Origin of the sequence: Rhizobium sp. BK212 (assembly GCF_014197475.1) — a bacterium.
Taxonomy (GTDB): Bacteria; Pseudomonadota; Alphaproteobacteria; order Rhizobiales; family Rhizobiaceae; genus Rhizobium; species Rhizobium anhuiense.
Map to the genome: position 1 here is coordinate 972,366 of NZ_JACIFS010000001.1, position 22,029 is coordinate 994,394.

Consider the following 22,029-nt stretch of genomic DNA (forward strand, 5'->3'; position numbering starts at 1 on the left):
CCAAAATTCCTGTGATATAAGCAAAGTTCCGGCGAGAATCGGCGTTTCTGCAGCCGGTCGCTTCGCCTTGTTTTCATTGCGATATCGGCGGTCCGGCTGCATGGTCCTGTTCTCAAGCTTCCTCCCTGTCCCGGCGCCCGGATCGCGCCCCCGGAATGTCCCAGCAAGCTGACGGTTAGCCATGGAAAAAAGCCTCGCCCGCTACATCTGGAAGAACACGCGGCTGCAGCAGCTGTGGATTCTGGCTGTCGTCGCCGCCTCGATGGTGCCCTACTTCCTGTCCTTCGACCTACCGAAGCAGATCGTCAACGGACCGATCCAGGGCGACGGTTTCGAAGGTCCCGGGGCAAAGCAGACGTTCATGCACATTGCCTACGACATTCCGCTGATTGGCCATGTCGAATTCTTTCAAGGGTTGCAGCTCAACCGCTTCCAGATGCTGATGGCCCTCAGCCTGGTGTTTCTGGCGCTCGTGGTGCTGAACGGCCTCTTCAAGTTCTACATCAACACCTATAAGGGCCGGCTCGGCGAGCGCATGCTGCGCCGTATCCGCTTCGAGCTGATCGACCGGGTGCTGCGTTTTCCGCCCATTCACTTCAAGCGGGTCAAATCGGCCGAAATCGCTACGATGATCAAGGATGAGGTGGAGCCGATGGGCGGCTTCACCGGCGATGCCTTCGTCTCGCCTGCCCTTCTCGGCGGCCAGGCGATCACGGCGCTCGCCTTCATCATCGTCCAGAATTTCTGGCTCGGCATGATCGCCGCCGGCATCGTCGGCGTGCAGGCCATCGTCATTCCCCGCATGCGCAAGCGTCTGCTGGAGCTCGGCCGCCAGCGGCAGCTGACGGCACGCGAGCTTTCCGGCCGCGTCGGCGAAATCGTCGAGGGCATCGGCACGATCCACGGCAACGACACGTCAAACCTCGAGCGCGCCGACATCGCCTCGCGGCTCGGCCGGATCTTCTCGATCCGCTACGACCTTTACCAGTGGAAGTTCCTGGTGAAGTTCATCAACAACTTCCTCGCCCAGGTGACACCCTTCCTGTTCTACGCGATCGGCGGCTATCTGGCGCTGCAGGGCCGGCTCGACATCGGCCAGCTCGTCGCGGTCATATCGGCCTACAAGGACCTGCCCGGCCCGCTGAAGGAACTGATCGACTGGGACCAGATGCGCCAGGACGTGCAGGTGAAGTACCAGCAGGTCTATGAGCAGTTCAACGTCGAGCCGCTGATCGACAGCCGCATCCAGGAACTCGCCACTGCCCCGGTGGGCGCACTGACGAGCGCGCTCGTCGTTACCAACCTGTCGCTCTCCGACGACAGCGGCGCCCGCCTCGTCGACCACGTCTCCGTCGAGATCAAGCCGAACGAAACGGTGGCGATCGTCGGCCCGAACGGCAGCGGCGCCGAAGCCTTCGCCGAAGCGCTCGGACGCATGGTCTGGCCGGATTCCGGCCGCATCACCATCGACGGCCGCGATCTGCTGGACCTGCCGGAATCGATCACCGGACGGCGCATCTCCTATGCCTCGGCCGACACCTTCTTCTTCCACGGGACGCTCGCCAGCAATCTGCTTTACGGACTCAAGCACGCGCCGATGACCGATCCCGTCTATGACGAGAGGGAAGCGCTGGAATATAAATGGCATTCCGCCGAGGCGGTGAAGGCCGGCAATCCGACGCTCGACCTCAACAGCGACTGGGTGGACTACAAGGCAGCCGGGGCCAGCGGGCCCGAGGACCTGCTGAAAGCGATCCGCCCGGTGCTCGACGCTGTCCTGATCTCACAGGACATCCTCGATCTGGCGCTGCGCTCGACCGTCAACACCGACGTGCATGTCGCCGTCAGCGACCACGTCGTGGCGCTACGCGCCTCGCTGCGGGACCGGCTGCGCGACGAAGGGCTCGACACGATCGTCGTGCCTTTCGATTTCGACGCCTATAACGCCCAGGCGACGGTTGGCGAGAACCTGCTCTTCGGCACGATGAAGCGGCCTTTGATGACCAATCGCCGGCTTGCCGCCCATCCCTATTTCCAACAGCTGTTCCGCGAGACCGGCCTCAGCACCGATCTCTACGCCATGGGCCTCGAAATCGCCGAGAACGCAGTGGAACTCTTCCACGACCTGCCGCCAGACCACCCCTTCTTCCAGCAACTGACCTTCATGACGGCGGACGACATTCCGACCTATCAGGCGCTGCTGCAGAAGCTGCAAAGCCGCCGCTTCGAGGACGCAACGCCTGAGGAACGGTCGGCCATCATCCGGCTGAGCTTTGCCTATATCGAGCCGCGCCACCGCTTCGGCCTGTTGACGGACGAGCTGATGGACAAGATCGTCAGCGCCCGCAAGCAGTTCCACGAGCATATACCGGCCGATCTCGCCGAGCTGATCGAGCGCTACGACGCCGAACGTTTCACCCCTTCGGCAAGCCTGATGGACAACGTGCTCTTCGGCCGCATCGCCTATCAGCAGGCCGATGCCTCCGACCGCATCCGCGGCATCATGGGCGAACTCTTCGACGCGCTCGACCTTTACGACGACGTGCTGTCGATCGGCCTCGAATTCGACGTCGGCTCCGGTGGCAAGCGGCTGACCATGGTGCAGCGGCAGAAGCTGAACCTTGCCCGCGCGCTCCTGAAACGCTCGGACTATTTCATCTTCAACCGGCCGCTCTCGGCGCTCGACCAGCGCGTTCAGGATCGGATCACCCGTAACATCATCGAGGATCTGCACGAGGAAGGCCAACGGCCGGCGATCATCTGGGTGCTCTCCAATGCCCGGCTGGCGGAGATGTTCGACCGGATCCTGCTCTTCGACCGCGGCGGATTGGCCGAAGCCGGAAACTATCCCGAACTTTCCGAGAAAAACGGGATGTTCAAGGAACTGTTATCGTAATATTCTATAGGGGCGGCGATAATGGGCGTTCCCGGCGGGACGCCTCGGAGTTTGAAGACGCCTGGTCCCGCGGACCCTGCGTTAGGGGGTAAAAACGCTCATGCTGTTGAGAGACGAAGTCGAAATGCTGCGACGGGTGCCGATCTTTTCCAGGATCGCACCAGCAAAGCTCAAGCTTTTGGCCTTCACCTCCGACCGCATGACCTACAAAGCCGGGCAAAACCTCTTCCATCAGGGCGATGTCGGCGACGCTGCCTATGTCATTCTTTCGGGCACCGCCGACATCATCGTCTCCTCACCGGCCGGCGAGATCAAGGTCGCCGACGTCGAACTCAATTCCATCGTCGGCGAAATCGCCATCCTCTGCGACGTCTCGCGCACGGCAACGGTGCGCGCCACCTCTCCACTCGAGGTGCTGCGCATCAGCAAGGAGCACTTCCTGAAGCTGCTCAGCGATTTCCCCGAGATGGCGGTTGAGATCATGCGGGTGCTGGCCGACCGCCTGAACCACACCACGGCGGAACTGACCGCGGCGCGGGCGGCAAAGCAGCCGCAGATGGCGCAGTAAAGGGCCAGACCACCTTACCTATCAGAGATGACGGCGGCAGATCTTAGTCACAGGTCTGCAAAAGCTTCATCCGACCGCCTTGGATGAGAAGCGCGCTCAACACACCTGTTTCGCAAGCCCCGCTGTCCAAGTTGATCCTGTGTTGATCGCTGAGATCGACATGAGCGATGGGCGTGTGACCATGTATGACAGCCAGGCCATTTTCATATGGCCCCTTCGAAGAAAGCCACGGCTCACGAATCCACGCAAGCGTTTCGACGGTCTGATGATCTATCGGAACCTCTACGTCTATGCCCGCGTGGACGAAAAGCAGTTTTCCAAGCTGCAGCTTGAGAGGCAGAGAATGTAGCCATTCAATGGTATCGCCACCTAAGAGGACCGCCACCCTGTCTTCCCATCTGCCTCGTGGATCAACGCCAAGTTCCTCAAAGAATTCGGTACCGCCATTCATCAGCCAACGGTGCATCATCTTGGCGTCAGGCGTGCGAAGCAACTGAAGCAATCGATGTTCATGATTTCCGATGAGGGTGCAGTTGGTCGCGCCGGGAATGCCCTGCATGGCCAATCTGAGCGCCCGTAAGCTTTCCGGGCCACGGTCGATCAGATCGCCCAGATGGATGCAATAGGCAGCGCCCGGAGAGATGAGGTCAAATTCCTGCACAATACCGACGTGCATCTCTTTCAGAAGATCCGCACATCCATGAACGTCGCCTATCGCGCAGATAGCCGTCTCTTCATCGATCTTGCGGATCGAGGGCATCCACTCTGAACGGACTGTGACCATTTAACCTTGCCCAGGATAGATATCCTCTGAGGGATAACGAAGTTCATCCCAAAGGCCAAGGTGACCACGCTATCTTGAGGGCTGGAAGACGGCGGCGCCCATTTTGAAGCCGTTCTTGTTCCGCGCCCAGTCAGATTTCAAATCAAGATTTCGGTGGCCATTTCTGCGCTCCGTGGACGAGGCGCAAAATTTCAACCTGTTTGATTTTTTGGCGAACCCGATAGATCACGATAGAGGATGTACGTGAAACGACCAGTTCGCGCGTTCCTTCAATTCGCCCGGGCCGGCCGATCTCCGGCTGATCGATGAGCAAATCGGTCTGACGCTCGATCTCATCAAGCTGGCTTATCGCGGCGGCGACATTCTGGTCGGCGATAAACTGAATTGCTTTCTTGCGATCTGATGCAGCTTTCGCGCGCCAGACGAGCTTCACTTGGCCTCGCCCTTAAACCGAGCCAGCAGTTCTGCCCGTTCGCGCGCCATCTCTTCCTTGACGACTTCGTGCGGGATCCAGACCGCGTTCGGATCATCGGCCTCCCGGATCGCCTCCTCGACCTGTTCGCGGAACCACTTGTCGTATTCCGCCGCCTCATGGGTGCGACGCAACGCTGCGGCCCGGTCCGGTCGCGCCGCCGTCTCCGGAGCGTAATCGGCCGCATCGACATCGAACTGCGAAATGCCGACATCCTTGAGGTAGGAAACCAAGGTATCCATGCGCTTGAACAGGCGCACCTGCCGGCTGCGCTGGGCGGCGAGCGGGCGCTCGGCCTTGCCGTAGCGGATGACGACCGACCAGCCACCGGTTTTGCCGACGACATGCGCGGCATCGACCGCGCCTGCTTCGACAAGGCGGGAAAGGGTCGAATGATCGATGGTTTCCGCGGTCATGGAATATCCTTGTTCGAGCCGATAAGGATATGCATTTAATTATAGATTGCAATGCGTTCAATAATTGGAATCGCACAGTCCGAAAAAGAAAGCCTGCATGGTTTCCCATGCAGACCCATGCATTTAAGTCCGCCTATTCGCGCTGTTCCAGCGCCCTGCTGAAGGCGAGTGCCGCCAGCGTGCAGATGGCGCCGGACAGCAGGTAGTAGCCGACGAAGGTCAGGCCGAAGCGGCTGGAGAGGCTGAGCGCCACCAGCGGCGCAAAACCGGCGCCGACCAGCCAGGCGAGGTCCGAAGTGAAGGCGGCACCCGTGTAGCGGTAGCCGCGGCCGAAGCGCGACGAGATCGAGCCCGTCGCCTGGCCGAAGGACAGGCCGAGCACGCCGAAGCCGATGATGACGAAAGCGTCGTGGCCGCTGTTGCCGGATGCGATCAGGATCGGCCCGACGAAGCTGAAGATGGCGATGATGACGGCGCAGATGGCAAGCTGGGCGCGTCGCCCGATGCGGTCGGCGATCAGGCCCGACGCGATGATGGTGACGATGCCGACCATGGCGCCGACCACCTGCACCACCATGAAGGCGCCGATCGGCTGGTTGCCGTAAAGGCTCATCCAGCCGAGCGGGAAGATGGTGACGAGGTGGAACATGGCGAAGCTTGCGAGCGGCACGAAGGCGCCGATCAGGATGTCGCGGCCATGAACGCGCAGCACGTCGAGGATGGGGGCCGCTTCCAGCTCATGCTGCTCGAGCAGCGTGCCGAATTCCTTGGTCATCACGAGGCGCAACCGCGCAAACAGCGCCACGACGTTGATCGCGAAGGCGACGAAGAAGGGATAGCGCCAGCCCCAGGAGAGAAAATCCTCACTGGAAAGATTGGCGACGAAATAACCGAACAGGGTGCTTGCCAGCGCAAAGCCGATCGGTGCGCCGAGCTGCGGGATCATCGCATACCAGCCGCGATGCTTGGCCGGCGCGTTGAGCGCGAGCAGCGAGGCAAGGCCGTCCCAGGCGCCGCCGAGCGCGAAGCCCTGGCCGAGACGGAAGAGCGCCAGCAGCGCGATCGACCAGACGCCGATCTCCTGGTAACCCGGCAGGAAGGCGATCGAGGCGGTGGAGCCGCCGAGCAGGAAAAGCGCGATCGTCAGCTTGGTGCCGCGGCCGTATAGCCGGTCGATCGTCATGAAGACGACGGAGCCGACGGGGCGGGCCAGGAAGGCGAGCGAGAAGATGGCGAACGAATAGAGCGTTCCCGTCAGCCTGTCCGGCGCGAAGGGGAAGATCAGCTGTGGAAAAACCAGCACCGAGGCGAGGCCGTAGACGAAGAAATCGAAGAATTCCGACATGCGGCCGATCACCACGCCGACGGCGATGCTGCCCGGCGAAACCGGTTTGTCGGCGTGAATGCGCCGCGCGTCGCGTTCCAGCGACGACGATGACGGTCCGTAATGCGATGTTGTAGCCATGAAAACGCCTCCCTCGTTGAAGCGCTTTCGCCAAGGCGCCTCAGCCTGATCTTGATCAAACCTGCAGGCTTATCAAGTCCGTAACACGTAAATAGTTCGTCATGGCGGCTCAAAATGAGGCTTGGATGGGAAAAATAGCGTGATCGGGACCGCGATTTTCCCATGGGAACGCTGGCATGGCCGGCTGTAGCGGATATATTGGTCGAAACATGCGCTCGCGAAAAATCCTTCTTGATTTCATCAGGATTTCGAAGCTGTAGTGCGACCTGATTTGTACCGCAGTGCGGCAAGATTGCTGCACTGCGACCTTCCGCCTCATGTCGCGATCGGGTTCAGTGCTTTAGTCGCGGATCAAATGAAACAACAAGAGCTTAGAGACGTGCCAAAACTCATGAAGTTTTCCCGCCTTCTATCCGTCTTGCCGCTGCTTTTCCTGGCAGGATGCAACATGGTGGTCATGGCGCCTTCCGGCGACATCGCCATGCAACAGCGCGATCTCATCGTCATCTCGACGGTGCTGATGCTGTTGATCATCATCCCGGTGATCTTCCTGACGCTGTTCTTCGCCTGGCGCTACCGCCGCGCCAATACAGCCGCAACTTACGCGCCGGAATGGCACCATTCGACCCGCCTCGAAATCGTGATCTGGGCAGCACCGCTGGCGATCATCATCGCGCTTGGCGCCGTGACCTGGATTTCCACCCATAAGCTCGATCCCTACCGCCCGCTCGACCGCCTCGATGCCGAGCGCCCCATTCCCGCCGATACCAAGCCGCTGACCGTCGAGGTCGTGGCGCTCGACTGGAAGTGGCTGTTCTTCTATCCCGAACTCGGCATTGCCACGGTCAACGAGCTCGCGGCTCCTGTGGACACGCCGATCAATTTCAAGATCACCTCCTCCTCGGTGATGAACTCCTTCTACATCCCTGCCCTTGCCGGCCAGATCTACGCCATGCCGGGCATGGAGACGAAGCTGCACGCCGTCATCAACAGGGAAGGCGAGTATGACGGCTTCTCTGCGAACTACAGCGGCGCAGGCTTCTCCCACATGCGCTTCAAGTTCCATGGCCTGACCAAAGAGGGATTTGAAGCCTGGGTGGCACAGGTCAAGCAGCGGGGCGCGATGCTCAATCGCGACGCCTATCTGAAGCTCGAAAAGCCGAGCGAGAAGGAACCGGTGCATTATTATGCCGGCGCCGATGCCGACCTTTACAACGCCATCCTGAACATGTGCGCCGCGCCGGGCAAGATGTGCATGAACGAGATGATGCACATCGACATGATGGGCGGCGGCGGTAAGGAAAGTGCGGAGAATCGCGAGAAGCTGCGATATGACAACCGCCATGCCGACGAGGGCATCGTGACGCCGGCCGCCATGCCGGCAACGGAGGTCCCGGCCGGAAGCGAGCCTGCCGAGCGCACCGACGGCAACAGCATGCAGCACGACATGCCCGGCATGGACATGCAGCATCAGGGTCATTCCATGCCCGGCATGAGCAATGGCGCCGATCCGGCGCCGGCGCAGCTCAACAACAACAATTAACCTGGCGCTTTGCGTCGCAAGACATAATGAACGGGTTGTTCCATGTTTTCCAATCCTGACCTCCTGAAGTTCGTCTTCGGCCGGTTGACCCTCGATGCCATCCCCTATCACGAGCCGATCCTGGTCGTGACCTTCATCGGCGTCGTCATCGGCGCCATCGCGGTGCTCGGCCTTATCACCTATTTCAAGTTCTGGGGTCCGCTCTGGCGCGACTGGATCTGCAGCGTCGATCACAAGAAGATCGGCATCATGTATGTGATCCTGGCCGTCATCATGCTGCTGCGCGGCTTCTCCGACGCGATCCTGATGCGCATCCAGCAGGCGATCGCCTTCAACGGTTCGGAGGGTTATCTTCCGCCGCACCATTACGACCAGGTCTTCACCGCCCACGGCGTCATAATGATCTTCTTCGTGGCGATGCCCTTCGTCACCGGTTTGATGAACTTCGTGGTGCCGCTGCAGATCGGCGCGCGCGACGTCTCCTTCCCCTTCCTCAACAATTTCTCTTTCTGGATGACCACCGCCGGCGCGATCATCATCATGCTGTCGCTGTTCATCGGCGAGTTCGCGCAGACCGGCTGGCTCGCCTACCCGCCGCTGTCGGGGGCGGCCTACAGTCCGGGCGTCGGCGTCGACTATTATATCTGGGGGCTGCAGGTGGCCGGCGTCGGAACGACGCTGTCGGGCATCAACCTGATCGCCACCATCGTCAAGATGCGGGCTCCGGGCATGACCTTCATGAAGATGCCGGTCTTCACCTGGACGGCGCTTTGCACCAACGTGCTGATCGTCGCCTCCTTCCCGATCCTGACGGCGACGCTCGCGCTGCTGTCGCTTGACCGCTACGCCGGCACGAACTTCTTTACCAACGACCTCGGCGGCAATCCGATGATGTATATCAACCTCATCTGGATCTGGGGTCATCCGGAGGTCTACATCCTGGTGCTGCCGGCCTTCGGCATCTTCTCGGAAGTCGTCGCCACCTTCTCCGGCAAGCGCCTGTTCGGTTACGCCTCCATGGTCTACGCCACCTGCGTGATCATGATCCTGTCCTACATCGTCTGGCTGCACCACTTCTTCACGATGGGCTCGGGCGCCAGCGTCAACTCCTTCTTCGGCATCACCACGATGATCATTTCGATCCCGACGGGGGCGAAGATGTTCAACTGGCTCTTCACCATGTATCGCGGCCGCATCCGCTATGAGGTGCCGATGCTGTGGACGGTCGGCTTCATGGTCACCTTCGTCATCGGCGGTATGACCGGCGTCATGCTTGCCGTGCCGCCGGCCGATTTCGTGCTGCACAATTCACTGTTCCTGATCGCCCATTTCCACAATGTCATCATCGGTGGCGTTCTCTTCGGCATGTTCGCCGGCGTGAACTACTGGTTCCCGAAGGCCTTCGGTTTCAAGCTCGATCCCTTCTGGGGCAAGCTGAGCTTCTGGTTCTGGCAGATCGGTTTCTGGTTCGCCTTCATGCCGCTCTACGTGCTCGGCCTGATGGGCGTCACCCGCCGGGTCAGCCAGTTCGAGGACCCGTCGCTGCAGATCTGGTTCATCATCGCCGCCTTCGGCGTCGGCCTGGTCGCACTCGGCATCGCCGCCTTCCTGATCCAGATCGTCGTCAGCTTCATGAAGCGCGAGGAATTGCGCGACGACAGCGGCGACCCGTGGGACGGCCGCACGCTGGAATGGTCGACCTCCTCGCCGCCGCCGGATTACAACTTCGCCTTCACGCCCGTCGTGCACGATCATGACGGCTGGTACGACATGAAGAACCGCGGTTATGCGCGTCCGCTGCAAGGCTTCCGGCCGATCCACATGCCGAAGAACACCGGCACCGGCGCAATCCTGTCGGGCATCAGCGTCGCGCTTGCCTTCGGCCTGATCTGGTACATGTGGTGGCTGGTGGTCGTCTCCGCCGTCGCCATGCTGGCTGTGGCGATCGGCCATACCTTCAACTACAGACGCGACTTCTACATCCCCGCCGAAGAGGTAACCGAAACGGAAGGCAAGCGCACCGCGCTGCTTGCCGAGCAGGTGTAAGAGACCATGAGCGATCACACCATCGACACGGCCGAAAAGCCTGAATTCTACCTGACGGAAGATCATCATCCGGAGAACAGCACCAATCTCGGTTTCTGGCTCTATCTGATGAGCGACTGCCTGATCTTCGCGGTGCTGTTTGCAACACACGGCGTGCTCGGCCGCAACTATGCCGCCGGCCCGTCGCCGGCCGATCTCTTCGATCTGCCGATCGTTGCCCTCAACACCTCGATGCTGCTGTTCTCCTCGATCACCTATGGCTTCGCCATGTTGCAGATGGAGCGGAACGCCAAGGCGGAAACGCTGTTCTGGCTTGGTGTGACCGGCCTGTTCGGCGCAGCCTTCATCGGGCTCGAACTCTACGAGTTCATCCACCTGATCCATGAGGGAGCCGGGCCGACGCGCAGCGCCTTCCTCTCCTCCTTCTTCACGCTGGTCGGCACGCACGGGCTGCACGTCACCTTCGGCATCATCTGGCTGATCACGCTGATGGTGCAGGTGTCGATGCACGGGTTGATCGAGGCCAACCGCCGCCGCCTGATGTGCCTTTCGATGTTCTGGCACTTCCTCGACGTCGTCTGGATCGGCGTCTTTTCCTTCGTCTACCTGCTGGGAGTTCTCGGATGAGTTCGCAAGCACCTGCACATGAGGATGCCCACGAGGCTCATCACGGCCACAGCCACGGCCATCAGGCCGGCCACGGCACATTCCGCAGCTATATGGCGGGGTTCGTGCTCTCCGTCATCCTCACCGCCATTCCCTTCTGGCTTGTGATGGCAGGCGTGTTCGAAAGCCCGGCGGTGACGGCGGTGCTGGTGATGGGCCTCGGCGCGATCCAGATCGTCGTCCATATGGTCTTCTTCCTGCACATGAACACCAGGAGCGAGGGCGGCTGGACGATCATGGCGCTGATCTTCACCCTCATCATCGTCGCCATCGCGCTCTCCGGCTCGCTCTGGGTCATGCATCATCTCAACACCAACATGATGCCGATGAGTCCCGAAATGATGAAGAACATGCCGTGACTGCTACGAAGGGGCGGCGGCAGCGTCACCCGCAGGCTCCCTCGGAAAAACGGCGTTATCAGGTAAAACGCGCGGTCTTCGCCGTCTGCCTGATCCTGCTTGCCGCCGCAATCGCGGCACTCGGCACCTGGCAGGTTGAGCGCCTCGCCTGGAAACGCGACCTCATCGCCCGCGTCGACCAGCGTGTGCATGCCGCACCCGTGCCTGCCCCGACGCGCGCCGAGTGGAGCAAGGTCAATGCCGCCGATGACGAATATCGGCGGGTGACCGCGGTGGGGATGCTGGCGAACGACAAGGAGACGCTGGTCTATGCCTCCACGATACTCGGTCCGGGTTATTGGGTGATGGCGCCGCTCACACTTGCCGAAGGCACATCGATCCTCGTCAATCGCGGTTTCGTGCCGACCGACAGGCGCGACCCGGCCTCGCGCCGCGAGGGCGAACTGTCCGGCCCGGTCGAGATCACCGGGCTGATGCGCATGACCGAGCCGAAGGGATCGCTGCTGCAATCCAACGACGTCGCAGCCGACCGGTGGTATTCACGCGATGTCGCGGCGATCGCTGAAAAGCGCGGCATCAGTGCGGTCGCTCCCTATTTCATCGACGCCGATGCCACGGCCAATCCGGGCGGCCTGCCTGTCGGCGGCCTCACGATCATCGCTTTTCCCAACAACCATCTCCTCTATGCAATCACCTGGTACGGGCTGGCGGCGATGGTGCTGGCGCTGCTGGTATTCATTCTTCGCGGCGAGAAAGCCGCTATGAAGCGATCCGGCTGATCGCCTCGGCGAGTTGCGCTTGCGAAAACGGCTTGCCGAGGCGCGGCAGGTCAACGATGCCTGCCCCTTCGGGGATCTCGGCGTAACCGGTTGCGAGGATGATCGGCATATCGGGCCATTCCTTGCGGATCGCCTGTGCGAGCTGTGCGCCAGTCATGCGCGGCATGGCATGGTCTGAAATTACCAGGTCGACTTTCTGCTTGCGCAGGATCTCCAGCGCCTCGGACCCCGCCATCGCCTCGAACACCGTATGGCCGAGATCCTCCAGCATAAGCGTCGTGTTCATCAGCACCAAACCATCGTCATCGACGGCAACGATGCGCAGCCGGCGCGGCGCATTGTCCTCGCGTAGCGGCAGGCCGGCAGCGGCCTCGGTCACCCGCTCGACAGTGACGACCGGGAACCATATTTCGGCCGTCGTGCCTTCGCCGAGGCTGCTCTTCAGCATGAGGCGGCCGCCGGACTGGGACGCAAGGCCCTGCACCATGGAAAGGCCGAGGCCGGTGCCCTTGCCGACACCCTTGGTGGTGAAGAACGGAGTAATTGCCTGCTCCATCGTCTTTGCATCCATGCCCTCGCCTTCATCGATCACCGCGATGCGGACATAGCGGCCGGGCGGCAGCGGACCCTTGCCCGCCGGCACCGATTCCTCGGACGCGCGAAGCACGATCCGGCCCCCGGACGGCATGGCATCGCGGGCGTTGACAACGAGGTTCAGGATCGCCATCTCGAGCTGGTTCGGATCGGTCAGGATCGTCGGCAGCCTGACCGGGAAAGAGGTTTCGATCACGGTCAGTGGTCCGAGCGAACGGCTCAGCATATCCATCATGCCGCGGACCAGGCCGGAAACGTCGATCGGCTCCATCAGCAGTTCCTGCCGGCGGGAAAAGGCCAGCATACGCTGCGTCAAGGCAGCACCCCGCTGAGCACCCTGCATGGCATTGTCGACCAACGACGTCAGGGAGAGATCCTGCGGCATGCGCTTCTTGAGGATTTCGAGACTGCCGAGTACAGCCATCAGCAGATTGTTGAAGTCATGGGCGATACCGCCGGTCAATTGACCGATGGCTTCCATCTTCTGCGATTGGAAGAGTTCTTCGCGCGCCTGCTCCAGTGCCCGCTGAGTCTCCATCTTCTCGGTGATATCGCGGGTGATCTTGGCGAAACCGAGCACGCCGCCTTCGTCGTCGCGGATGACGTCGATGACGACGCTCGCCCAAAAACGGGTGCCGTCCTTGCGCATGCGCCAGCCTTCCCGCTCGAACCGGCCCTCGGCGCGCGCAATGGCGAGAGCGGCCTCCGGCACGCCGGTGGCGCGATCCTCGGGGGTGTAGAAGGTCGAGAAATGCCGGCCGATGATTTCATCAGGCCGATAGCCCTTGATACGCTCGGCGCCGAAATTCCAGCTGCTGACGTTGCCGTTGGGATCGAGCATGTAGATCGCATAGTCCGAGACGCCCTGGATCAGCCGGCGAAACTGTTCCTCGCTCTGGCGGATTGTCTGTTCCGCTGCTCTGCGTTCGGTCAGATCACGAGTGATCTTGGCAAAGCCGATGAGCTCGCCTGAGGGACGGCGGATCGGATCGATGATCACATGCGCCCAGAAGCGGCTGCCATCCTTGCGCTGGCGCCAGCCTTCCCCCTCGAACCGGCCGTGTTCCGCCGCCGTGGCGAGCGCACGCGCCGGAACTCCCGCTGCGCGGTCCTCTTCCAGATAGAAACGGGAGAAATGCTCGCCGAGAATTTCGGAAGGTTTGTAACCCTTGAAGCGCTGAGCGCCGGTATTCCAGCTGGTGATGATGCCTTCAGGGCTCAGCATATAGATGGCGTAGTCGGTGATGGCATCGACCAGAAGGCGAAAGCGTCCCTCCTCGTTGAGAGACGTATCATGTCGATTCAGCGCTTCCATCGGCCCCTCTTAACCACCAGCGCATTATAACGCAGCGGCGGGCGGATGGTTCCGAAACAGCCTCGAATTTCAGACGGCCTTGACCTGCGGGTAGAACCGCTCACCGACGCGCTCGGCAGCCGCATAGGCCTGCGAGACGATCTCCGGCACGAGATCGATATCGGGCAGGCTGCCAAGGCCGAGCGGGCCGACGGCAAAGAGCCCGGCGACCGTCGAACCGTCCTCGAGGAAGGGCTCGCCACGCGCATTGACCGCCAACCCCAGCGACAGCTCATCCGGCATGGCGAGGCCGGCCGAAAGCAGGCTCTGCATCAGCGGCGCGGAAAGATCCGGCGCCTGACAGCGGCAGTCAATGATGCGCTCGGCATGGATGACTTCCTCGGCAGCGGAACCGGCCGGCGTGAAGAACAGGCCGCTCAGGCCCCGGCGACCAGCGCGGCCGCGGCGCAGCACCGTGCGACCCTCGGCGAGCTCGCGTTTCAGCCGCAGGTGCATGGCCTCCGGCAGGCGGTTGCGATGGCTGTCGTAGATCGCCCTGAGGTGCCGGTTGAACTGATGTTTGTCCCGCGCCGGCAGCGAGCGCCAAAGCGAGCGGGCGTGTTTCCTGAGGCCGTTCATCACCGATTGCCAACTCCGGCCCTCCTCCTCCGCCTCGCGACAGGCCTGGCGGATGAAGTGGACGATGTCAGGCAGGCTCTGCGGCAGCGCTTCGGCCGGGAAGACCGGATCGGCGGAATTCGGCGTATGGCTCTGGGGCAGAAAGCCGTGCCGGGAAATGATCGTCACCTGGCCGGCATAACCGGAATCGCGCAGCTGCAGCAGCTGGTCGACGACGCGGATGCCGCTGCCGAGCAGCACGGCATGCGGCCGCGCCACCAGGCGCTGGGCTCTGACCGGCGAAGCCTCCTGCTCGCCGGCATCCGGCGCAGTCAGGCCGTAGCCGGTGGCAAGCATCACGGTATCGAACAGCGGATTGGCGGGATTGGCGCTTTCGAGCAGGAAGCGGTTGCCGTGGCTCCTTCGGATCGCCACGACCGGATCGTTGCAGACCTGGACGGTGATGTCCCTGCGGGCGGCCAGCGCCTCCGAAAAGCGCTGGTAGACATAATCGCTGAAAATTTCCTTCGGCACGAAGATCTGCCGGAATCCGGGGATGGCCGCCGGCACGGCGGCGCGGAAGGCGGCGTTGCTGCAGAGCCAGTCGTTGAAATCGTCATTATCGCCGAGCGAAACCGAAAGATCGCGCACGCGGGTGTTGAGGATCGTCGAGGAGCGGGCTGAAGCCAGCGCCTGCCCGCCGCTGACCGACGAATTCGGATCAAACAGCTGCAGATGGAAGGGCGCGCGCACCGTCTTCATCAGCGCGATCGCCGTCATCATGCCCGAAAAGCCGCGCCCGACGATGGCGATGCGCGGCACGGCCGAGATCTGCGCCGCCGCATTGGCTCTCGCCGAAAAAAGTCCCTGAACCGTCATCGCAACTCCTTTGCGGCTTCATCCGCACTATGGGTCGATCGAGGTTTCAACGCATAAAACAGCGGATCATGCGTTGATGAGGTTCATGCGGCCATTCGCAACATCTGCCGCGGCATCGGGGGTCCGAACCAGCGGCCCCGCAAGGAAACTAGGGGAGCAATCACGCTCGTCCATAGTCTATTAAACTAGTAGTGTATGAAAGCGCTAAATGGCGCATGTGGCAAGAGCTTTATTGCCACATCGTTTCAATCCATTGAAATATAAAGATAATTTACAGATATTTCGGATAAAGTCCGGCCGGGCCGCCCCTCTTCAGCTGCCCTCGCCCGGATATTGTTTGGCCTTCAGCAGGTTTGCCAGATGCACCGTGTTGCGCGCCAGCATCTCGACTGATGTCGTCACGACCTTCGGCACCTTGTCTAGATCGGCGAAATTGGTGGAACCCATCGCCTCGCCGACCCAATAGGCGACCGCATTCGCGGGGATGGTGAAACCGACGTCGTTCAGCGCCTGGAAGAGCTCGGCCGACACGTGATGGGCGCCGTCCTCGTTGCCGACGACGGCGACGGCCGCGACCCGGCCATAGGAGACCATACGGCCCTGATCGTCCGCCTCATCGAGGAAGGCGTCCATGCGCTCCAGCGCCCGCTTGCAGACACTGGATGGCTGGCCGAGCCAGATCGGCGTCGCCATCAGCAGGATGTCGGCGGAGAGCAGCTTTGCGCGAATATCAGGCCAATCATCGCCGGCGCCTTCGTCCGAGGTGACGCCCGGCTTGATGTTGAAATCGGCAAGGCGCAGCACCTCGGTCACGACACCGTGCGCGGACATTGCCTTGTCTATCAGGCCGATCATCCGGTCGGTCGAGGACGCCTCCTTGGCGTCGCTGGTCTTCAGCGTGGCATTGAGGGCGAGAGCTTTGAGCGGCATGGGTCTCTCCGGTAAAGGCTGGCTGTCGGGCATTCGCCTGCTGCAACCCGTTCGCGCGCAGATCGTTCCCGCCGGGGTGGTGAGGCGACCTCACGTAAAAATAACCAACTGGTGAATTCTTTACTTGAACCCCCAAATGGAATCGGCAAAAGTGAAGATGCTATCAATCCCTTCATGGATTTGCCGTCTTTTCGGGCCAGCGTCCGACCACACATCTATTGGAAAAAATACCGTGAGCAGCGATGCGTTAACACGCGCGACGAAGCCTTCGGCTTCGATGGCGCTTGCAACTGCGGCAGGCTGGGGCCGAGGCCTCTACACATTGGTGCGCATCACCATGATGGCCTTCCGCCACCCCTGGCAATCCGGCTTTGCGATCGGCGCCACGCTTGTCGCCTCTACCTTCCAGCTGATGATCCCGCGCCTTCTCGGCCAGGCCGTCGACCACACGCAGATGGCGATGAGCGGCGGAGCGGCGGGCCAGGTGGCGCAGGACGCGCTTCTGACCACGGCGCTGCTGCTGCTCGGGGCCAGCGTGCTGCGCGGCCTCTTCACCATGGTCCAGAACTATTACAGCGAATCGGTCGGCCATCACATCGGCTACGAGTTGCGGCTGGCCTGCTACGAAAAGATCCAGCGGCTCTCCTTCAGCTTTCATGACACCGTGCATTCCGGCGACCTGATCACCGTCGGCCTGCTCGACCTCGAAGGCGTGCGCATGTATTTTTCCACCGCGCTCGTCCGGATGATCCTGCTGTCGATCCTGATCGGAATCGGCGCCTATATGCTCCTGTCGACCGATATCGTCCTTGGCCTGCTGGCGCTCTCCTTCGTGCCCTTCGTCGGCTGGCGCTCCTCGGTGACGCAGCTCAGGCTGCGCGCCACCTGGCTCGACCTGCAGGAGCGGCTTTCGGTGCTGACCCGCATCATGGAGGAGAATCTTGGCGGCATCCGCGTCGTGCGCGCCTTTGCCGCGCAGGACCACGAAATGTCGAAATTCGAGGCGGCGTCGAAGAATGCGCTGGCGCTCGCGCATCAGCGCGTCGGCATCCGCGTCACCAATACCAGCGCCATGACCTTCTCCTTCTTCGCGGCGATGGGCCTGGTGCTCTGGGTCGGCGGCGGCAAGGTGATGTCGGGCGAGATCACCGTCGGCACGCTGGCCTCGTTCCTGACCTTCATGACCATCCTGCAGATGCCGGTGCGCCAGCTCGGCCTGATGGTCAACGCCTTTGCCCGCGCCTCCACCTGCGGCACGCGCCTCTTTGCCCTGCTCGACCTCGACATTTCAATCAAGGATGCGCCGGATGCGAAGGAATTGAAGCTCACCGATGGCGTGCTGCGCTTCGAGAATGTCAGCTTCGCCTATCCGGGTTCGGAAAAGCGCACTGTGCTCCACGATGTCTCCTTCGAAGCCAGGCGCGGCCAGACGATCGGCATCGTCGGACCTCCGGGCAGCGGCAAGTCGACGATCGCCCATCTCATCCCGCGCTTCTACGACGTCACCGGCGGCAAGATCACCATCGACGGCCAGGACATCCGCAAGGCGACGCTGCAATCGCTGCGCCGGGCGGTGGCCGTCGTGCAGCAGGATTCCTTCCTGTTCACCACGACGATCGAAAACAATATCGCCTATGGCGACCCGTGGGCGAAGGAAGGCCGCATCGAGCGCGCCAGCGAAAGCGCCCAGCTCCACAATTACGTGCTCGGCCTGCCCACCGGTTACGGCACTGTCGTCGGCGAGCGTGGCGTTTCGCTGTCCGGCGGCCAGCGGCAACGTCTTTCGATCGCCCGCGCGCTGATGCTGAAGCCGGCGGTGATGGTGTTCGACGATTCGACGGCGGCAATCGATGCGGCCACGGAGCAGCGCATCCGCGGCGCCATGCGCCGCTATGCCGCTGACCGCGTAACGATCATCGTTGCCCATCGCCTGAGCTCGCTGATGCATGCCGACCAGATCCTGTTCGTCGAAGACGGCCGGATCGTCGAGCGCGGCACGCATGCGGCGCTGCTTTCGCTCGGCGGGCGCTACAAGGCGCTCTACGACCTTCAGGTGCGGCCGGGCGACGAGGCGCTGAGCGCCTAGCAACGGATATGTTCCCCTCTGCTGCCAAGTGGAGAGGAATGTGTAGTGACTATGCAGGCCACCGGAAGTGATGGCCGCGGGAGGAATGTCATGGCCGAGGAACTGGAAACCGAGCGTCCCGACGTTCGCGAGGATGGACGCCGCCCGCCGCGGGCGGTGGTCGGTTCGCATCGCGTCGAGGAGGAGATGTTCGGCAGGGCCTTCGACGGCAACATCATCAAGCGCATCTGGGTTTTCGTTCACCCCTATCGCCGTCAGGTCCTCTGGTCCGTCGTCGCCGTTCTGACCTTCACGATGATGCAGCTCATCATCCCGCTGATCATCCGCTATGCCATCGACCATGGCATGTCGCCGGGCGGCAACCATTCGGCGCTGATCTGGTCGATCGTCGCCTTCACGATGGCCATCCTCATCAACTATGCGGCGAGCTACGCACAGGAGACGCTGGTCGGCGGCGTGGCGGAAGAGGTGCTCTTCGATATCCGCAAGGCAATGTTTTCGCATCTCCAGCGCGTCTCGCTCTCCTTCATGGACAAGACCGAAGTGGGCCGGCTGATGTCGCGCCTGCAGGGCGACGTCAACTCCATGCAGGAATTCCTCGAAACCTCGGTGCTTTCCGTCGGCGACATCGTGCTGCTCTTCGGCATCGTATTCGTGATGCTCTATCTCGATTTCAAGCTGGGACTGCTGACGCTCTCGGTGCTGCCGGTGCTGTTCATCGTCCGGCTGTTCTGGCTGCCGCTCGCCCGCAAATCTTTCATGGCCGCGCACGAGACCAATTCGGTTGCTGCCGGCGCACTCGCCGAAGCGATCCACGGCGTGCGCGCCGTCCAAAGCATGGACAGGCAGGGCGTCAACTTCACGCTCTATGACGACAAGGCGCATGCCAACCTCAAGACGCATCTGACAGCGGCGCGTTATGCGCAGGTGATGGTGCCGATCGTCGACAGCCTGACCGGCGTGGCAATGGCGCTCGTCATCGTCGTCGGCGGCGCCCGCGTGCTCAACCAGGCGCTCGATGTCGGCGTGCTCATCGCCTTCCTGTTCTATATCCAGCGCTTCTTCGACCCGATCCGTTCGCTGACCCTGCAATATTCGGTGATGCAGCGCGCCATGGCGTCAGGCCAGCGGCTGACCGAAGTGCTCGACGTGCCTGTCGACATCAAGGATGCGCCTGGTGCCACGGCGCTGTCGCGCGACATGGACGGCTCGGTCGAATTCAAGGACGTCGTCTTCGGCTACAATCCGAAACATCCGGTGCTCAAGCATGTCAGTTTCAAGGTCAATCCCGGCGAGACGGTGGCGCTGGTCGGGCCGACCGGGTCCGGCAAATCGAGCTGCATGTCGCTGATCCATCGCTTTTACGATGTGCAACAGGGCCAGGTGCTGGTCGGCGGCCATGATGTGCGTGATCTGACCCAGGATTCGCTCGGGGCGCAGATCGCCATGGTGCTGCAGGAGCCCTTCCTCTTCACCGGCACTGTTTTCGAAAACATCCGCTACCACAAGCTGGGGGCGACGCGTGGAGAGGTGATCGAGGCGGCGAAGGCCGTCGGCGCGCACGACTTCATCATGCGACTGGCCGATGGTTACGACAGCGTTCTCGGTGAGCGCGGCGGCAATCTTTCGCTCGGTCAGCGCCAGCTTTTGAGCTTTGCCCGCGCCCTGGTGGCGGACGCGAAGATCCTCGTGCTCGACGAAGCAACGGCCAATATCGACAGTTATACCGAGATGCTGATCCAGAAGGCGCTGGTGAAGCTGCTCGAAAACCGCACCGGCCTGGTCATCGCCCACCGACTGGCGACGATCCGCGAGGCGGACCGCATCATCGTGCTGCAGAACGGCGAAATCATCGAAAACGGCGACCACCGCCTGCTGATGAAGAACGGCAAGCTCTATTCCAAGCTCTATAATCTCAACTACGCCTCCTTCGACGACATTTCCGAAGACGTGCTGGAAGAGACGACGGCGGCGCAATCGGCGACCTGACTCGGGCAGCATGCATTAATGCCTGTTGCAAAGTTTGAACGAACAAACGCCGTGCTGCCCCATTTATCTCCTATCGGGGACCCAGTTGCCACTGAGGAGAACGTTATGAAGAGAGTTATAAGCAGCCTGTTGATCGCCACGGCCCTTGTTGGATCGGCCATTCAGCCTGCTGCCGCGCGTGATCGCCATCATCACAACGACACCGGTCGTGTCATCGCCGGCGGCGTTGCCGCAGGTGTCGTCGGCGGCCTGATCGGCGGCGCGATCGCCAATGGCGGCCCCCGTTACGTCGATGGCGGTCCCCGCTATGTCGATGGCCCTCGCTATGTCGAACCCGCGCCGAGATGCTGGTATGAGGACCGTGACGTGCGCAACCGCTATGACGGCGGCTATCATACCGAAACCGTGCGGGTCTGCGAGTAGCGGACCTGAACGCCTCCGAGGGCGTTCATCTCATTATTTTCGCCCATCCGCCGAGGTTGCGTCCTGCAGCCTCGGCATTTTCATCAAAATTCTGGCTGCCCATGCGCTTCCTGTCATTCGGCTGTAAGAGATGAGCAGTAGCTGAAAGCCGATGAATGATGGTCCGGGGACCGGCGGCAAGGCGCCGAAGAAAGAACGCATGCGCTTCGTCAGCGCCGAGCAGGTCGCGCAATTGGCAGGCGTTTCGCGCTCGGCCGTGTCGCGCACGTTCACGCCGGGCGCCAGCGTGGCGCCGGCAACGCGGGAAAAGGTGCTGCGGGCAGCGCAGGAACTCGGCTATCACGTCAACGACCTGGCGCGCGGCGTACTTGCCAATCGGAGCCGTCTCGTCGGCATCGTCGCCACGCGGCCGGAGCTGGGCTTTCGCGCGCATCTCGCCGCAGCACTGGCCAAAAGCCTGATCAAACGCGGCAGCATCCCTATCCTCATCAACACTGGCCAGACGGAAGACGAGCTGCTCGCCGCCCAGAAGATGCTGATCGGCCACCGCGCCGAAGCGATCATCATCCTCTCCGGCTCGCCGCCGGCGAGTTTTTTCGAACTCGCACAGCGAAACGGCCAGCCGCTCGTCGTGATCGGCCGCTCGGAACCCGGCGCCGACCATGTGCGCGCCGGCAATTCCGAAGCCTCCCGCAAGGCGGCGACGGCCTTTTACGAAAGCGGCAGACGGCGGCTGGCGGTCATCGGCTCGAACACGGGAACGCCTGCCATCATCGAGCGCGAAAACGCCTTCCTTTTGGCGGCCGGGTCGCTCGGCGCATCCGTTGTCGTCGGGCGCGGCGGCGATTCCGATTATGATGGCGGCGTCACTGCCGGGCGCGCGCTCTTTTCGGAAAAAATCAAGCCCGACGCGGTCTTCTGCGTCAACGACCAGCTCGCCTTCGGGCTGATGGATGTCGTGCGCCTGGAAGCGCGGCTGCGCATCCCCGAGGATGTCGCCGTCATCGGCTTCGACGACGTGCCGGAATCCGCCTGGCTGAGCTATCAGCTCACCACCTTCCGCCAGGATCCGCTGACCATGGCATTGCGCGCCGTCGAGCTGATGGAGCGGCGGCTTGAAAACCCCGATGCGCCTCCAGGTTACGAGCGCGTCATTCCGGAACTCATCATCCGCCAGAGCTTCGAACCCTAACCTCCCCAACCGCTTTTCGCGGACGCCATC

Annotated in this window: 18 protein-coding genes; 11 read left to right on the forward strand and 7 right to left on the reverse strand. The window is 61.9% G+C overall.

Annotated features, from left to right (window positions below; all coding sequences use genetic code 11):
- The first annotated feature begins 181 nt into the window (after window positions 1-181).
- Together FHT79_RS04645 and FHT79_RS04650 are read left to right on the forward strand one after the other, a co-directional pair.
- A complete protein-coding gene (locus FHT79_RS04645; RefSeq protein ID WP_097630782.1) occupies window positions 182-2,896 on the forward strand; it encodes an ABC transporter ATP-binding protein in 2,715 nt (904 codons plus the stop codon).
- A 100-nt stretch (window positions 2,897-2,996) separates the two neighbouring features.
- Window positions 2,997-3,464, forward strand: coding sequence for a cyclic nucleotide-binding domain-containing protein (locus FHT79_RS04650; RefSeq protein WP_003563501.1), 468 nt, complete (start codon window positions 2,997-2,999; stop codon window positions 3,462-3,464).
- A gap of 43 nt (window positions 3,465-3,507) precedes the next feature.
- Here the strand turns inward: FHT79_RS04650 and FHT79_RS04655 are convergent, their stop codons facing one another.
- From FHT79_RS04655 to FHT79_RS04670, 4 genes are all read right to left on the reverse strand, one after another.
- Window positions 3,508-4,248, reverse strand: coding sequence for a metallophosphoesterase (locus tag FHT79_RS04655; protein ID WP_028758801.1), 741 nt, complete (start codon window positions 4,246-4,248; stop codon window positions 3,508-3,510).
- Between the two features lie 142 nt (window positions 4,249-4,390).
- On the reverse strand, window positions 4,391-4,681 hold the full coding sequence (locus FHT79_RS04660; RefSeq protein WP_028758802.1) for a type II toxin-antitoxin system RelE/ParE family toxin: 291 nt from the start codon (window positions 4,679-4,681) through the stop codon (window positions 4,391-4,393).
- Window positions 4,678-5,136: a hypothetical protein gene (locus tag FHT79_RS04665; protein ID WP_183902999.1), complete on the reverse strand. Its 459-nt coding sequence runs from the start codon at window positions 5,134-5,136 to the stop codon at window positions 4,678-4,680. The genes FHT79_RS04660 and FHT79_RS04665 overlap by 4 nt, the downstream gene beginning before the upstream one ends.
- A 133-nt stretch (window positions 5,137-5,269) precedes the next feature.
- Complete coding sequence (locus FHT79_RS04670; protein ID WP_028758804.1) at window positions 5,270-6,601, reverse strand: MFS transporter; 1,332 nt, start codon at window positions 6,599-6,601, stop codon at window positions 5,270-5,272.
- 379 nt (window positions 6,602-6,980) lie between these two features.
- Here FHT79_RS04670 and cyoA point away from each other — a divergent pair, with 379 nt between their 5' ends.
- From cyoA to FHT79_RS04695, 5 genes are read left to right on the forward strand one after another with little or no spacing between them, the layout of a single operon-like run.
- Window positions 6,981-8,144, forward strand: coding sequence for a ubiquinol oxidase subunit II (gene cyoA, locus FHT79_RS04675; RefSeq protein ID WP_183903000.1), 1,164 nt, complete (start codon window positions 6,981-6,983; stop codon window positions 8,142-8,144).
- A 42-nt stretch (window positions 8,145-8,186) separates the two neighbouring features.
- Window positions 8,187-10,190, forward strand: coding sequence for a cytochrome o ubiquinol oxidase subunit I (gene cyoB, locus FHT79_RS04680; RefSeq protein WP_028758834.1), 2,004 nt, complete (start codon window positions 8,187-8,189; stop codon window positions 10,188-10,190).
- 6 nt (window positions 10,191-10,196) lie between these two features.
- A complete protein-coding gene (gene cyoC / locus FHT79_RS04685) occupies window positions 10,197-10,817 on the forward strand; it encodes a cytochrome o ubiquinol oxidase subunit III (RefSeq protein WP_028756183.1) in 621 nt (206 codons plus the stop codon).
- Window positions 10,814-11,215, forward strand: a complete 402-nt coding sequence (gene cyoD / locus FHT79_RS04690; protein ID WP_028756182.1) for a cytochrome o ubiquinol oxidase subunit IV — start codon at window positions 10,814-10,816, stop codon at window positions 11,213-11,215. Before cyoC ends, cyoD begins: the two co-directional genes overlap by 4 nt.
- Entirely contained in the window at window positions 11,212-11,994 is a 783-nt protein-coding gene (locus FHT79_RS04695; protein ID WP_183903001.1) for an SURF1 family protein, read from the forward strand. The genes cyoD and FHT79_RS04695 overlap by 4 nt, the downstream gene beginning before the upstream one ends.
- On the opposite strand, the gene FHT79_RS04700 is transcribed toward FHT79_RS04695, so the two are convergent.
- The 3 genes from FHT79_RS04700 to FHT79_RS04710 form a co-directional block, all read right to left on the reverse strand.
- Window positions 11,975-13,903 carry a PAS domain-containing sensor histidine kinase gene (locus tag FHT79_RS04700; RefSeq protein ID WP_047612633.1) on the reverse strand — a complete coding sequence of 643 codons (1,929 nt, stop codon included), beginning with the start codon at window positions 13,901-13,903 and terminating at the stop codon, window positions 11,975-11,977. The two genes, FHT79_RS04695 and FHT79_RS04700, sit on opposite strands and share 20 nt — an antisense overlap.
- A 69-nt stretch (window positions 13,904-13,972) precedes the next feature.
- Window positions 13,973-15,379 (reverse strand): FAD/NAD(P)-binding protein, encoded by a 1,407-nt coding sequence (locus tag FHT79_RS04705; protein ID WP_028756179.1) that lies wholly within the window; start codon window positions 15,377-15,379, stop codon window positions 13,973-13,975.
- A 312-nt stretch (window positions 15,380-15,691) separates the two neighbouring features.
- Window positions 15,692-16,309 (reverse strand): flavodoxin family protein, encoded by a 618-nt coding sequence (locus FHT79_RS04710; protein WP_183903002.1) that lies wholly within the window; start codon window positions 16,307-16,309, stop codon window positions 15,692-15,694.
- Window positions 16,310-16,433: 124 nt separating this feature from the next.
- Here FHT79_RS04710 and FHT79_RS04715 point away from each other — a divergent pair, with 124 nt between their 5' ends.
- From FHT79_RS04715 to FHT79_RS04730, 4 genes are all read left to right on the forward strand, one after another.
- Window positions 16,434-18,395 (forward strand): ABC transporter ATP-binding protein, encoded by a 1,962-nt coding sequence (locus FHT79_RS04715; protein ID WP_179869510.1) that lies wholly within the window; start codon window positions 16,434-16,436, stop codon window positions 18,393-18,395.
- A gap of 90 nt (window positions 18,396-18,485) precedes the next feature.
- Window positions 18,486-20,384: an ABC transporter ATP-binding protein gene (locus tag FHT79_RS04720; protein ID WP_183903003.1), complete on the forward strand. Its 1,899-nt coding sequence runs from the start codon at window positions 18,486-18,488 to the stop codon at window positions 20,382-20,384.
- Window positions 20,385-20,489: 105 nt separating this feature from the next.
- Entirely contained in the window at window positions 20,490-20,807 is a 318-nt protein-coding gene (locus tag FHT79_RS04725) for a hypothetical protein (protein WP_183903004.1), read from the forward strand.
- A 151-nt stretch (window positions 20,808-20,958) separates the two neighbouring features.
- Window positions 20,959-21,999 carry a LacI family DNA-binding transcriptional regulator gene (locus FHT79_RS04730; RefSeq protein WP_097595619.1) on the forward strand — a complete coding sequence of 347 codons (1,041 nt, stop codon included), beginning with the start codon at window positions 20,959-20,961 and terminating at the stop codon, window positions 21,997-21,999.
- Window positions 22,000-22,029: the final 30 nt, after the last annotated feature.